Below are 13,270 nucleotides of genomic sequence, written 5' to 3'. Positions count from 1 at the left end.
GGCAATTATGGCTGAGCAACCGGCACACAAGCCCGCCCCTCCGCGCAGCAATGCACGGGTTATACGCTGGTGCCTTGCCGGCGTGGTCGGAATGTTTGCTTTTGGCTTCGCGCTGGTGCCTTTGTATGATGTTTTCTGTGACATCACAGGCATCAATGGCAAAACCAGTGGCCGTTATGAGTCAACAGAGGCCTCGGCGGTAGATATGAACCGCACGGTTAAAGTGCAGTTCCTGGCGCAAAATGGGCCGGATATGCCTTGGGTATTTCGGCCGGTTTTGCGCAGTGTTGAAGTGCATCCTGGCGAGGCCACCACCGTGAACTTTTACGCGGAGAACCCGACCGATCGGGATATGGTGGGGCAAGCAGTGCCCAGCCTGTCGCCATCGGAAGGCACGCTGTACTTCCACAAGACCGAGTGCTTCTGCTTTAACCAGCAGCCACTGGCGGCGGGGCAGAACACGAAGATGCCTCTGGTGTTTATTGTGGATCAGGATTTACCCAGCCACATCACCAAGCTAACGCTGTCCTACACGCTTTATGATCAGGGCGAGCCGCAGGTGGCCCTTACAAACACAACAATAATCGATAATGGATAAGCCATCGGAGATTGCTATGGCGGACTATCAGAGCTATTACGTTCCCGAACAGAGTAAGTGGCCTATTATTGCCACAGTCGGCCTTGGAGTGACCCTCTACGGCACTGCCTCAATTATGGTCAGTAGCAACCAGGGCCAAAGCACGAGCGGCGACTGGATGATCTTTGCTGTCGGTATGTTGATCATGATTTACATGCTGTTTGGATGGTTTGGCAGCGTGATCAAGGAAAGCCGTAGTGGCCTTTATAGCCCGCAGATGGATCGCTCCTTCCGTTGGGGTATGAGTTGGTTTATCTTCTCGGAAGTCATGTTTTTTGCTGCATTTTTCGGCGCGCTTTTCTACGCTCGCGTGTTCGCTGTGCCCTGGCTTGGTGGTGAGGGCGACAGAGGCAGTTCTAACATGCTCTGGGAAGGGTTTCAGGCCACTTGGCCGTTAATCAATAACCCGGATCCAGAGGCCTTCCCTGCTCCGAAATCTGTCATTGGTGCTTGGGGTTTGCCCCTGATAAACACCATTCTTCTTGTCACTTCGTCATTTACTGTGACAGTCGCTCACCATGCCATTAAAGCTGACAACCGAAAGAAACTAAAAATCTGGCTTGCAGCCACAATCGTGTTGGCCCTGGTCTTTCTGTTTCTGCAGGCAGAAGAGTATATGCACGCCTATCAGGAGCTTAACCTGACGCTTCAGTCTGGTATCTACGGCAGCACCTTCTTCATGCTCACCGGCTTTCACGGCTTTCACGTTGCGCTTGGCACGTTAATGCTAATCATCATGCTGATCCGCATTCACAAGGGGCACTTCACAGCCGACAGCCACTTTGGGTTTGAGGCAACCTCTTGGTATTGGCACTTTGTGGACGTGGTATGGCTGGGCTTGTTTGTATTTGTGTATGTCATCTGAGGCAACAACGGAGTGTGGTCAGGCTCAGGGAGTCGGGTGTAGTGTCAGGCTCCCTTGCCACAGCGACAGAAGAATAACGGCCAGTAGAAGTATGCTCAGCGTGACCCTCACAGCGAGGGAGTTCACCACTCGATTGGTTTTTCCGCCATCTCGAATGAGAAAAAACAGACCGCTGAAAAGGCTGGCAACTACGGCAAGCATGAGAAAGATAATAAGGGCTTTGAGCATAAAGAGATCTCTGGTCTTTTGTTCTGGTTTCTGCCAGATTCACTATAGCAGACCATGACGGAGGTAAAGAAACGCCCTCGAAAATGGCAGCTGAACTGGCAACTGATGGTTTTTTCGGGTGCCTTTTTACCGCTGTTGGTGTGTTTGGGTATCTGGCAATTAAACCGGGCGGAAGAGAAGCAGATTCTGCTTGAACAGTGGCAGCAGGAAGCTCAGAATCTTGGTTGGCCAGAGCAGGTGGCTAGCGGGCTAGATAACGGCAGACCAGTTACGGTTACCGGTCTTTTTGGCGAACACAGTTGGCTGCTGGATAATCGAACCCGCGACGGCCGGGCCGGGTACGAAGTCCTGACAGATTTTTATCCGCTTCAGGGCCCGCCGGTGCTTGTTAATCGAGGCTGGATAGCGGCTCCAAGAACGCGCGATGAACTTCCGGATGTTTTTCCCCCCGAAGGTATATTTAGCCTAACCGGCCGGATAAGCCCCTACCCGGAGCCGCCGGTTTTATCGGGCGATTCCACGCCTGCGGAAGGCTGGCCAAGGCGAGTACAGGCGCTTCCGGTGTCGGTAGCAAGAGCGGAGATTGCGCAGTTGCCAAGCGCTGTCATCCGGCTGCAAGATGGCGATGAGCCAGGAGCCTATCGCGCAGACTGGAAACCGGATTTAATGGGGCCGCAAACCCATTACGGATATGCCACACAATGGTTTGCGCTCGCCTTGGTGCTGGCTATATTGACTGTAGTCGCGAGCTACCGAAAGACAGGATCCAATGATGACAACGACAACGGCTAGCCGGACACCCCCGCGGAAAGAAACGAACGGCCCCACGCCCGAACAGGTTCGCAGGGGCCGGCGTACCGCATTTTTACTGTTTGCACTTGGCTTTGGGCCAATGATTCTAGCCACCATAATGTACTATACAGGCTGGCTGAACCCTGCTGGCCACACCAACCAAGGGGTGCTGATCACACCGCCAGCGTCCGTGACGGCACTGAACCTTGAAACGCTTTCAGGAGAGCCTCTGGCCAAACGCTTTAGTGCCGGCCAGACGGATCCCCAGTGGCTTATGGTGGTTGCTGCCAGTGAGTGCGACAGCCGCTGTGAAGAGCTACTCTACCTGGCCCGGCAAGCCAACATCGCGCTGGGCAAAAATGCCGACCGTGTATCCCGGGCTGCGGTATTAGGTGATATTACCGACGATTTGACGGCGCGCTTACCCACGGAATACCCGTTAATGGAGCGCTTGGTGCCTACTGCCGGCGCTGCGCCAACCTGGCCCGCAGGGATTAACCCGGAGCGGGAGCCGCGCATCATGTTGATTGATCCATTTGGCAACGTGATGATGCATCACGGCCCGAGAACACGGGTAAGGACATACTCAAGGATCTGAAACACCTTCTAAAACTGTCACAGGTGGGCTGAGACATCAGTCTGGAGGAGCAGCCTTGAACCATCTGTCTACCCACAGCCAACCAAAAACCAGAGCCATGGTTAACTGGGCGACTTTTTCAGTGATTCTCGCCGTTGTGGTGATTATGCTTGGCGCCTGGACACGATTGGCCGATGCCGGGCTGGGTTGCCCGGACTGGCCAGGGTGTTACGGCTTTCTAACCGTACCCCAGAGCGACTCGCACATTGCCATTGCCAATGCGCGGTTCCCGGACACACCGGTGGATGTAGCCAAAGGTTGGCCGGAAATGATTCACCGCTACGCCGCCGGCACGCTGGGTTTGGTGGTGTTCGGCCTGGCCGGCAGCGCAGTGCGCAAGCGCCGCAGCGGTGTGCCTTTCAAATTGCCTCTGTTCATTGCCGGCTTTATCCTGTTGCAGGGAGCCTTTGGCATGTGGACGGTCACCCTGAAACTTTGGCCGCAAGTTGTGGCTCTGCATCTGCTGGGTGGCTTTACAACGCTTAGCCTGCTGGCCTTATTGGTACTGCGGCTCAGAAAGTTCTCAGGGGTTCAGGCAAGCTCTGCGAGCACTGCATCGCAAGCCATGCCAAAACCAGCCAGAGCAATGTCCAGCGTGATCAGCCTTCGACCATGGCTCTATGTTGGTTTGCTGTTGGTGATTATGCAGATTGCTCTGGGCGCGTGGACCGCCGCCAACTACGCAGCCGTCGCCTGCACAGACCTTCCAACCTGTCAGGGTCAGTGGTGGCCAGAAGGCATGGATTTTCAACACGGCTTTGATATTACCCAGCACGTTGGTCCAAACTATCTGGGCGGTCAGCTAACAGCAGATGGTCGGGTAGCTATACACGTAACCCACCGCGTGGGTGCCTTGGTGGTTCTGGCGTATTTTGCAGGCTTGCTGACGTTAATCTGGCGTCGGAGCGACAACCGCGAGCTGCGTGGCCCTGTGCTACTTGTTACCACGGCGCTGGTGGCACAGATTACCCTGGGGCTCGCCAATATTGTGTTCCATATTCCGCTGCCTGTTGCAGTGGCCCACAACGCCATGGGTGCCGGGCTGCTGCTGTCGGTAATATACCTGATATGGCAGCATCATCTGCTGCCTCAGACACAAGCTGCAAGAGCACCACACACAAAGATAATGCATCAGGAGATTGCGGCATGAGTGAGCAAGTGGACGTACTGCCGGCCCAAAACGTGACCAGCCAATCCGCACGGACTGTTTCCTGGCGGGATTATCTGGAAATGACCAAGCCTAACGTTGTGGCGTTGATGATCCTGACATCGGCCATTGGCATGCTACTGGCGACACCTGGGCTACCCAGCTTGAGTGTGCTGATCTGGGGCAACCTTGGCATAGCTTTTCTTGCCGGCGCCGCAGCCGTGGTTAACCACGTAGTGGACCAGAAGATAGATACTGTCATGGCCCGCACACGCAAGCGTCCCGTGGCTACCGGCAAAGTCTCCCCGGTAGAAGCGATCCTGTTTGCATCCTTGCTGGCCGGTATGGGCATGGTGGTATTAATGTGGCAGGTGAATCACCTGACCGCATGGCTCACCCTGGCATCCCTGGTAGGCTATGCTGGCGTTTATACCCTGTTCCTGAAACGTGCAACGCCCCAAAATATCACCATTGGCGGCCTGGCAGGCGCCATGCCGCCACTGCTGGGCTGGACTGCTGTAACTGGCCAGGTAGAAGGCCATGCACTGTTGCTGGTTTTGATCATTTTCGCTTGGACCCCGCCGCACTTTTGGGCCTTGGCCATTCACCGCAAAGAAGAATATGCGAAAGCAGGCATTCCCATGTTGCCAGTTACCCACGGCAATAAATTCACTGAGCTGCACATCCTGCTTTATACCTTGATGTTACTGGCAGTCAGCCTGCTGCCGTTCGTTACAGGCATGTCCGGCTGGATTTATCTTGCTGGTGCGTTGATCCTTGGCCTGCGCTTCCTTTACTACGCCATACGGTTATTGAAAGGCGACGATCGCCGAGTAGCACTAAACACCTTCAAATACTCCATCACTTACTTGATGGCCTTGTTTGTGGTACTTCTTGTAGATCATTTTGTATTTTTCTGACTTGGTGTAGACGCGCCAGCAGGAAGGGTGCCTTTTCTTCTGGGAAAAACAACTCGCTGCGCTCAGACATTTTTTCCCGGCAGAAAAGGCACCCCTCCTACTGTCCCTGCGTTACTGCGGAGTCGGCTAATTGGAGCAATGATGAATCGTTCAGTTCAGGTGACGTTATTTGTACTTTTTTTTACTCGTGGTACTGATTTTTGGTTTGGTTGTTGGGCGCCAGGTTTTTCTGGTAGACAGTGGCGAGCCAGTCCGAGCTCCGGATCTTGCCGACATGAACACCTATGTCTATGACCAGCCACGACAGCTCACAGAATTTACCCTGACTAACGAAAATGGGGAAACCGTTACCCGGGAAAGCCTCCGGGGCCGGTGGACGTTTGCGTTTGTGGGCTATACAAACTGCCCGGATGTTTGCCCGGCGGCCATGGCTAACCTGCGGCGCATGAATAAACTGCTTTCGAGCGAGCTGCCTCAGCCGGATTACCTTCTGGTTACCGCGGATCCTGAACATGACACCCCTGAAAAACTTAAGGATTATACGGCGTTTTTCGGTGAAAACTTTCACGGTCTGACCGGGGATTTGGACACACTGCGAGCACTGGCTCAAAGCCTGAGCGCGGTGTTTGTGCATCGCGATGTGGACGGGGAGCTACTGGTCGACCACAGTGGGCACTTTGCACTGTTGAACCCCGGTGGCCAGTTGGCGGCATTGATTCAGCCGCCTCATAACCCTGAGCAATTGGCAGAGGCTTTTGAACGCATCTATCAGTGGGCCAAAACTAATCGCGAAAACGCCGAGTCTTGATTCGGTTCAAGGTGGTTTTCTGGCAAGGTCAAACTGACACGGCTGCGGGACTCGCATAGACTGCACGGCTGAAAACTCACCCGCCGGAACCCACAGCATGTACCAACAGAACACCACAACCCCGAAAGAGCTCTTTGGCGTGCTGGCCGCTGGCGCCGTCGTGCTTCTGGTTGTGCACACACTCGGCCGCTTTGTATACACCCCGCTGTTGCCCTACCTGATAGACGACGGCCAGCTCACCGCGCCAGAAGGTGCAGCCATAGCTACCTGGAACTACTTCGGCTATCTGGTGGGCGCGTTGCTGGCGATTCGCTGGCATCGGGTCAGTCATATCCGCGTTATGCTACCCGCCTTTTTGGTATTGCACGTCATCACCACGCTTGTTGTTACTCAAACGGACAACCTGACCGCTATCTCGGCCAGCCGCTGGCTGAACGGTGTCGCAAATGGTGTTGTTTTCGTACAAGCGCCGGCGCTGATTCTCGAATGGCTGGTGTTGCGTAATCGGTCCAGCATGAGCGGGCTTGTATACATAGGCGTGGGCCTGGGCTTGCTGATGTCCAGCGGGTTGGTCTCCGGCAGTGCTGATTGGCTTGAAGGTGCGGCGCGTTGGTGGCCAGTGGCTCTGACCTCCATTCCTTTGGCTATATGGGGTGTGTTTCGGCTATCCAGCCTAGAGCTGGAGGATCACCAGCGGAGCAGCGATGACGGCCAGGCTGCAACCACCACTCCACTGATAGACCGTGCCAGTATTCCCCTTTTTCTGTCCTACGCAGGCGCCGGGTTGGGTTATATCCTTCCCATGACCTTCTTGCCATTGTTGGCGAGGCTGGAGCTGGAAGCCGACCATTGGCTACTCGATGGAGCCTGGCTAATCGTAGCTGTGTGCACCATTCCAGCCGCCTGGCTGTGGAATAAACTCGGAACAAATATGGGCGACATACCCGCGCTGAAACTCAACTTTTTAATTCAGCTGGCAGGTGTGCTGGCCGCCGTACTCTTGCCCGGGGCTATTGGCTTGATGTTATGTGCCGCTCTGATTGGTAGCACTTTCCTGGGAACCGTATTGCTCACCCAGCGTATTGGCCGCGCGCTACATCCACACCAAGGCCCCCGGCTGTCGGCCGCCATGGTCGCCCTATACGGCTTCACTCAAATGGTCGGCCCCTGGCTAACCAAGCAGTGGTTGGATGCCGGCGGCACTTTGGCTTCCGCTTTTGTTATTGGGGTGGCAGCACTGGCATTTGGCCTGATCTTCGTTTTCTTTGTGCCCCGGCCAGAAGCCTGGCATGCCAGAACCGTTATTTTTGATTGATTTAACGTGCTCCCAATAGATCACATTCTCCCAGAACTTAAACGAACCCTGGAGCAAGCTACCACAGCTCTGCTGCAGGCCCCCCCGGGCGCGGGTAAAACTACCCGTGTGCCGCTGGCGTTGCTGGATGCTACCTGGCTACACGGACGTAAGATTCTGATGCTGGAACCGAGGCGGTTAGCGGCCCGCTCGGCGGCGAGATTTATGGCATCGCAGATGGGCGAGAAACCCGGACAGACCGTCGGCTATCGAACACGGCTTGATACCAGGGTGTCTGGTGTGACGCGTATAGAAGTTGTGACCGAAGGCATTCTTACCCGGCTGATCCAGAGTGACCCCATGCTGGAAGATTACGCCGCCGTGCTGTTTGATGAATTTCATGAACGTTCACTACAGGCCGATCTCGGGCTGGCTCTGGTGCGGGAGACACAGGAGGCGCTGCGGGAAGATCTTCGGGTGTTGGTAATGTCCGCTACGCTGGATACCGCGCCTATTGCACGCATGCTCGGGGATGTACCCGTGCTAAGCAGCGAGGGCCGGGCGTTTCCCGTAGATGTATTCTATCGCTCGGCGCCGGCCACACAACGCAACCCACGGTTGGTGGATCAAGTAGTCGCGGTGGTTATCGAAGCGCTGGCGCAGCAGCCCGGCTCGGTACTGGTGTTTCTGCCAGGGGCTGGAGAGATTCACCGGGTGGCACAAGCGCTGGCGGGCCAAGCGACCCCGGACATTGTGATTGCGCCCCTGTTTGGCAACCTCAAAGCCTCTGAGCAGGATCAGGCCATTGCGCCGGCCGCTGAGGGGACTCGCAAGGTGGTTCTGGCAACCGCTATTGCAGAGACCAGCCTGACTATTGAAGGTGTACGCGTAGTGGTTGATAGCGGCCAACAGCGCCGTGCAGTGTTTGATGCCAACAGCGGAATGACGCGGCTGGTGACAGGGCGTGTTTCAAAAGCCTCGGCGGAACAACGCAAAGGCCGTGCGGGCCGAGTGGAGCCGGGCGTGTGTTACCGGTTGTGGAGTGAGTCTGAGCAGTTTGGCTGGCAGAGTTTACGCCGCCGGAGATTCGCGAGGCGGATCTGGCGCCACTGGTGCTTGAGCTGGCTCAGTGGGGCGCCCGCACACCGGACAAGTTGGTGTGGGTCGATCCCCCGCCACCAGCCCATTGGCAGCAGGCCGTGGCGCTGCTGCAGTGGTTGGATATGCTGGATACCGACGGCGCGATTACCGAGCACGGCAAGTCGGCGCGGGCTTTGGGCATTCACCCCCGGCTCGCGCACATGGTCGTATTAGGGCGATCATTTGGTTTGGGCAGGCTGGCGGCTGAGCTGGCCGCACTGCTGGAAGATCGGGATTTGCTGGGCCCAGGTGCCGGTGCCGATATGCATGAGCGCATCCGAGCCCTTCGGGGCGAGCGCGGCTCCCAGCGCACAGACCCACACCGGCTTCAGGCACTGCGTCAACAAGCCAAGCGTTTGTCAGGGCCCCGTGGCAATGAAAAAAATGAGCAAGAAACTGTGCCAACTGCCACTGAAGTGGGGCGTTTGTTAGCACTCGCTTATCCGGATCGTGTTGGTAAACGTCGGCCTGGGGACATGCCGCGCTATCAACTCAGCAACGGCAAAGGCGCCCTGTTGCGGGAAGACGATGGGCTGGCGCGACACGAGTGGCTGGTGGCTGCAGATCTCGACGGGAAAACCAGGGAGGCAAGGATTTATCTGGCGGCGCCAGTGGATTTGCCAACTCTGGAGACCGACCTGGCGACCCATATAAATGAGCAGGACGAGGCGGAATGGGATGATAAACGGGGTACGGTAATCGCCCGCAGAACCCGCCGGCTGGGGGCGCTGCTTCTTGCCGAGAAACCGCTGACAAAACCCCCACCGGAGCTGGTTCAGCAGGGCATATTGGCTGCCGTAAGGCGCAAAGGGCTGGATAGTCTGCCATGGACAGCTGCAGCCCGGCAGTGGCAGGCACGGGTTGCGCTGCTGGCGCGACATTATCCCGAGCAATGGCCCGATGTCAGTGATAAGGCTTTGGCAGAATCATTGGAACACTGGTTGGCACCTTTTCTGATCGGCATTAGCCGCTGGTCTGACTTGGCGAGGCTGAATATCCAAAACGCTCTGAATAGCCTTCTGGAGTACTCGCAACAACAACAGCTGGGGGAGCTTGCGCCGACCAGCCTGACCATTCCCACCGGCAGCTCTGTCACGCTGGATTACACGGCTGAAAATGGCCCGGTACTGGCGGCCAAGTTGCAGGCCTTGTTTGGCTGGACAAAAACGCCGGAAGTGGCCGGAGGCAGGGTGCCGGTATTGATTCATTTGCTTTCGCCGGCCCGAAGGCCTCTGGCGGTCACGGCCGATCTGGCCAGCTTTTGGGCTAACGTTTACCCACAGGTGCGTAAAGACACCCGTGGCCGTTATCCCAAGCACCCTTGGCCAGAAGACCCGCTAACCGCTATTGCTCAGCAGGGCGTTAAAAGAAAGTAGCGCCAACGATTATTTTCTTTTAACGCCATGGACATAATCAAGTTGGCGCACAAAAAGTGCTTGCGCACAGATTAAAACTGCTTAAAACTTACCCACTTTTTCCAGCGCGACCCCGCCCATGAATTTCGTATCGTTTGATGTTTTCCGCACGCTCGGCTTTCCGAACACGACCGTACTCAAACCGGAAAACTTTCTGCGCCACAAGGAATTACTGCGCACGGCAGATTGGGTACTTTTCCCCGAGTACTGGCAGCTCAATGCACTGGTGCATGGCTTGAAGTGCCGAGTGTTTCCCAGCGTTGCCAGCTATCGAATTGGCCACGACAAAGTGGAGATGACCCGTGCTTTTGAAGCAGTAGCACCGGAACATATTCCCTGGACCATCATTGAAGCCAATGGGCCCCATGAGCGCGAGCATATCTGGGGCGTTATGGCGCTGCCCTTTGTGGCAAAGCTGCCCAAGGCCAGTATGGGTGAAGGCGTGTGGCTGATTGAAACCCGTGATGACTGGCATAAATACTGTGAGCGCACGGAGGTTTTGTACGTACAGGAATACCTTCCGCTGGATCGTGACGCTCGCATTGTGGTGGTGGGCGATAAAGTTGTAACCGCATACTGGCGTACACAGGCTGAGCAGGGCTTTTACAACAACGTGTCGAAAGGTGGCCGGATTGACAACAGCCCGGTGCCAGCAGTGGTGACTGATTTGGCCCTGCGGCTTGCACGGGAGCTTGAGGTGGATCACGCCGGTTTCGATATTGCCTTGGTGGAAGGCTACCCCTTTGTGTTGGAATTCAACCGTTTATTCGGCAATCAAGGGCTGGGCCAAGGCAGCGACCTGAAGGACGCCATCCTGGAATACCTGCAACAGCAGAGTGAACCCCGAGATCCCGGTGGGTCCAACACCCCTGAGCCCTTCCACCCTGTGGCGGTCTGAGCCCGGGCTAGTCGGCTACAGATTCTTGTAACGGTTAATATCGAAAACTCCCGCCTGCAGGGGCTGGTGCTCCTGCTGCCAGGCCGTAATATCGTGAAGAATCTCCCAGAATTGTCGGTGGGTCCGGCGCACGCCCCATACGCCCACCAATGCGTCAAAAGCTTTCGGCTCGTCGGCCTTCAGGGCTTTCATTCGATCTTTGAACAGCCCCAGCTGAGAGGCGGGAATGTCGAATATGAAGTTCGGGTAGCTGCCGATGATGCCCGGGTAGATGGTGAGTTTGTCGTTCTCCGGTTGGTAGCGTAAGTCTTCTCCCAGCAGGAAGGCGACGCTGCTGTGGGCGCGATCGCGGATAACCGTGTAGACCGTGCGCTTTCCTTCCTTATTGTGTATTCGCAGGAAGGTTACGTTGGGCAAATAACGAATGGCAGGCAGGAACTCGGCCCGGATAGCTGCAAGTTCGGAAAGCACCTGATCTGCCTCGCGAATCCATTCTGGTTCGTCTTTGCGGCCGCAACCACTGCCGCCACAGCGGTTGATGGGGTCGTCCCGCTCGGCGTTCAGTTCGCGGAAGTTCAAAAGCAGGCGAGCACCCAGCTCCTCGTTGAAAGCCGAGGTGGCGTAAGGCACTTGTGATGGAGCAGTGTCGTCCATGCTGGCGTAGCTGTAATCCAGCTTTAATTCACCTGCGCCCTGGTACCAATGGCGCAAAACCCGGTTGCGCTCCCCTGGAGGCATCAAGCGAAGATAATCCTGTTCGCCGCCGTTGCGGATCAGATCAAAGTAGAGGCGCGTCTGGGCCTGGTGGGCGACAGTGCCAAATACATCAAAATTCACCACCAGTTCGTAGTAGGTACGCTCGAACAGCGGGTAATCCATCCACCAGCTGGTGAGTGGCACCTGGCCAATCAGGCCGCGCTGCACAGATGCGTTGTCGTGATGGCGAAAAACGGTCAGTAGCGCATTGGTGTTTTTACCATCGCCGTCCCAGATATGATCAAGCGAGGCACCGTTTGGATAGGCCTCACTGTAGGCTTGGTTTCGTAGCTCATGGTAACGGTTGCGCTTGCCTTTGAACTCGCTCCAGTTGCTCCCCAGATCCAACAGAGCGCCGTCCTGCCCTGGCAGCGCCAGTAAGGGGGTCACCTTGTCACGATACTCTGCGTTGGTAACATACAGATCGTCTTCCGGATCGTGATAGGTTACCCAAAAGTGATCCCGGATAACGTCGGTGGCAATCTGGCCGCGGCATACCGGCCCGCGAATAAAGGTGCGGGTAAAGTATTCTGCGTTATCCAGCATGAACTGGTAGCGGGCTTTTGCGGGAATCGCAGCAAAGGTGGCGAAAGGGTTCGCTCGGTTTTCCCGGCTGTAGTTGGGCACGGTTTCTACCTGCCAGTCGCCGGCTTCAAACAGCTCTCGGGTGCGCTTGAGCTGCTTCTTCCCAAACTCGAAGGTGATGTGGCGCTTGTGCACAATGCTGCCAGCTACCGGTCGCAGGCGGTAATGCACCGGGCCTTTGGGATCATCGTTGGGGCGTCGGGTTGCGACTATGTCGATGGGTGTGCCTGGCAGTGTGTGGGAGCGCACGATCTCGAAGAACCGGGTATTGGCACCGTCGTCCTCAAAATACAGGTGCGCAAGGTAGAGATGTTCATATATCCAACGGCTGATCAGTTGCTGGCGCTGGCTGCCTTCATTTAGCCAGGTTTCCCAGCGTTGGATGTGGTTCTGTTCGGTTTCATTGACCTGAGTAACCAATGGCTGATGGCGCCGCCTGATTGAGCCATCCCGTGAGCGTGGCGTATTCGTTATCGGTCAGGCCTGTCATAGCCAGAGGCATACCCTCGTAGGGATGGTCGCTGGCGTAGTCGGAGAAGTCTTCGTTGCTAACGCACTGGTCGGCGCGGGACAGGCCCAGCTCTATGTCTTCTGGCAGTTTGCTGTTGGGTGCAAACTCATACTGTTTGCCCAGGCGAATCATGTTTTCGAAGAGGCTGCGGGTTTGGTCGCCCCGGGCCAGTACGGAGTAGAAACCCATTTCTCGCCACTGTTGTTCGGTTTGGGCGTCAATGCCTAATCGGGTGGTTTCCTGGGTCTGGAAGCGTGCGCCATCGTAAACCGGGTCTTTGTGGGCTCCGCGAATCAGGCCGTCTGAGTATTCCATTTTGAGCTGGCAAGGGGCATCAAAGCAGCTATGGCAGGCCAGACACTTGGCTTCCACAATGGGCCGTACGTCTTCGTTGAAGCTGACCGGTTGTTGGGTGGCTGTGGGCAGTGCTTGTTTGAAGGTGGGTGGCGTGGTGCTTTCGGCACAACCAGCCAAGAACAGCAGGGTGATGAGTGCTGCTGCAATGAGTCGTGCCATTGGGGGAATCCTGTGGTGGTCGGTTGTTGTTGGGGAATTATAGAGGGTTTAGGTGGGGTTCGCTAAGGCTCACGTTTGCGGTGGGCTGGGGAGCGGGGTGTCTTTTCTTTTGGGAAAACAC

Annotated in this window: 9 protein-coding genes and 3 pseudogenes; 10 read left to right on the top strand and 2 right to left on the bottom strand. The window is 56.2% G+C overall.

Annotation, left to right across the window (positions count from 1 at the left end; all coding sequences use genetic code 11):
- Positions 1 to 7 precede the first annotated feature (7 nt).
- The gene (locus BCA33_RS07035) at positions 8 to 598 is read left to right on the top strand and encodes a cytochrome c oxidase assembly protein (RefSeq protein WP_071264534.1); all 591 of its coding nucleotides are present in this window, start codon (positions 8 to 10) and stop codon (positions 596 to 598) included.
- Positions 599 to 614: 16 nt separating this feature from the next.
- Positions 615 to 1,502, top strand: coding sequence for a cytochrome c oxidase subunit 3 (locus BCA33_RS07030; protein WP_071264607.1), 888 nt, complete (start codon positions 615 to 617; stop codon positions 1,500 to 1,502).
- Between the two features lie 24 nt (positions 1,503 to 1,526).
- Here BCA33_RS07030 and BCA33_RS07025 read toward each other — a convergent pair whose 3' ends face one another.
- A complete protein-coding gene (locus BCA33_RS07025) occupies positions 1,527 to 1,730 on the bottom strand; it encodes a twin transmembrane helix small protein (RefSeq protein WP_071264532.1) in 204 nt (67 codons plus the stop codon).
- A 54-nt stretch (positions 1,731 to 1,784) separates the two neighbouring features.
- Between BCA33_RS07025 and BCA33_RS07020 the strand changes: the two genes are divergently transcribed.
- The 8 genes and pseudogenes from BCA33_RS07020 to BCA33_RS06985 all read left to right on the top strand — a co-directional run bounded on the left by BCA33_RS07020 (position 1,785) and on the right by BCA33_RS06985 (position 10,781).
- Positions 1,785 to 2,522 (top strand): SURF1 family protein, encoded by a 738-nt coding sequence (locus BCA33_RS07020; RefSeq protein WP_071264530.1) that lies wholly within the window; start codon positions 1,785 to 1,787, stop codon positions 2,520 to 2,522.
- Positions 2,503 to 3,120, top strand: coding sequence for a hypothetical protein (locus BCA33_RS07015; RefSeq protein ID WP_254774241.1), 618 nt, complete (start codon positions 2,503 to 2,505; stop codon positions 3,118 to 3,120). Before BCA33_RS07020 ends, BCA33_RS07015 begins: the two co-directional genes overlap by 20 nt.
- Positions 3,121 to 3,217: 97 nt before the next feature.
- Positions 3,218 to 4,309, top strand: coding sequence for a heme A synthase (locus tag BCA33_RS07010; protein ID WP_071264605.1), 1,092 nt, complete (start codon positions 3,218 to 3,220; stop codon positions 4,307 to 4,309).
- Entirely contained in the window at positions 4,306 to 5,226 is a 921-nt protein-coding gene (gene cyoE, locus BCA33_RS07005) for a heme o synthase (protein WP_071264528.1), read from the top strand. Before BCA33_RS07010 ends, cyoE begins: the two co-directional genes overlap by 4 nt.
- Before the next feature lie 141 nt (positions 5,227 to 5,367).
- Positions 5,368 to 6,034, top strand: a pseudogene (locus tag BCA33_RS07000) (SCO family protein).
- A gap of 97 nt (positions 6,035 to 6,131) precedes the next feature.
- The gene (locus BCA33_RS06995; protein ID WP_071264526.1) at positions 6,132 to 7,349 is read left to right on the top strand and encodes a YbfB/YjiJ family MFS transporter; all 1,218 of its coding nucleotides are present in this window, start codon (positions 6,132 to 6,134) and stop codon (positions 7,347 to 7,349) included.
- Positions 7,350 to 7,355: 6 nt separating this feature from the next.
- Positions 7,356 to 9,844: pseudogene (gene hrpB, locus BCA33_RS06990) on the top strand (ATP-dependent helicase HrpB).
- A 118-nt stretch (positions 9,845 to 9,962) separates the two neighbouring features.
- On the top strand, positions 9,963 to 10,781 hold the full coding sequence (locus tag BCA33_RS06985; RefSeq protein WP_071264524.1) for a RimK family alpha-L-glutamate ligase: 819 nt from the start codon (positions 9,963 to 9,965) through the stop codon (positions 10,779 to 10,781).
- A 15-nt stretch (positions 10,782 to 10,796) separates the two neighbouring features.
- On the opposite strand, the pseudogene BCA33_RS06980 reads toward BCA33_RS06985, so the two are convergent.
- Positions 10,797 to 13,149, bottom strand: a pseudogene (locus tag BCA33_RS06980) (fatty acid cis/trans isomerase).
- Positions 13,150 to 13,270: the final 121 nt, after the last annotated feature.

This window comes from Marinobacter sp. AC-23 (assembly GCF_001858325.1).
Classification (GTDB): Bacteria; Pseudomonadota; Gammaproteobacteria; order Pseudomonadales; family Oleiphilaceae; genus Marinobacter.
This window is presented reverse-complemented; position numbering and strand designations above follow the sequence as displayed.

Bases quoted from the DNA above. Each gene is read 5' to 3' on its own strand.
- BCA33_RS06985 (WP_071264524.1), top strand. From the start codon at position 9,963: ATGAATTTCGTATCGTTTGATGTTTTCCGCACGCTCGGCTTTCCGAAC.
- BCA33_RS07020 (WP_071264530.1), top strand. From the start codon at position 1,785: ATGACGGAGGTAAAGAAACGCCCTCGAAAATGGCAGCTGAACTGGCAA.
- BCA33_RS07025 (WP_071264532.1), bottom strand. From the start codon at position 1,730: ATGCTCAAAGCCCTTATTATCTTTCTCATGCTTGCCGTAGTTGCCAGC.
- BCA33_RS06995 (WP_071264526.1), top strand. From the start codon at position 6,132: ATGTACCAACAGAACACCACAACCCCGAAAGAGCTCTTTGGCGTGCTG.
- cyoE (WP_071264528.1), top strand. From the start codon at position 4,306: ATGAGTGAGCAAGTGGACGTACTGCCGGCCCAAAACGTGACCAGCCAA.
- BCA33_RS07035 (WP_071264534.1), top strand. From the start codon at position 8: ATGGCTGAGCAACCGGCACACAAGCCCGCCCCTCCGCGCAGCAATGCA.
- BCA33_RS07015 (WP_254774241.1), top strand. From the start codon at position 2,503: ATGACAACGACAACGGCTAGCCGGACACCCCCGCGGAAAGAAACGAAC.
- BCA33_RS07030 (WP_071264607.1), top strand. From the start codon at position 615: ATGGCGGACTATCAGAGCTATTACGTTCCCGAACAGAGTAAGTGGCCT.
- BCA33_RS07010 (WP_071264605.1), top strand. From the start codon at position 3,218: ATGGTTAACTGGGCGACTTTTTCAGTGATTCTCGCCGTTGTGGTGATT.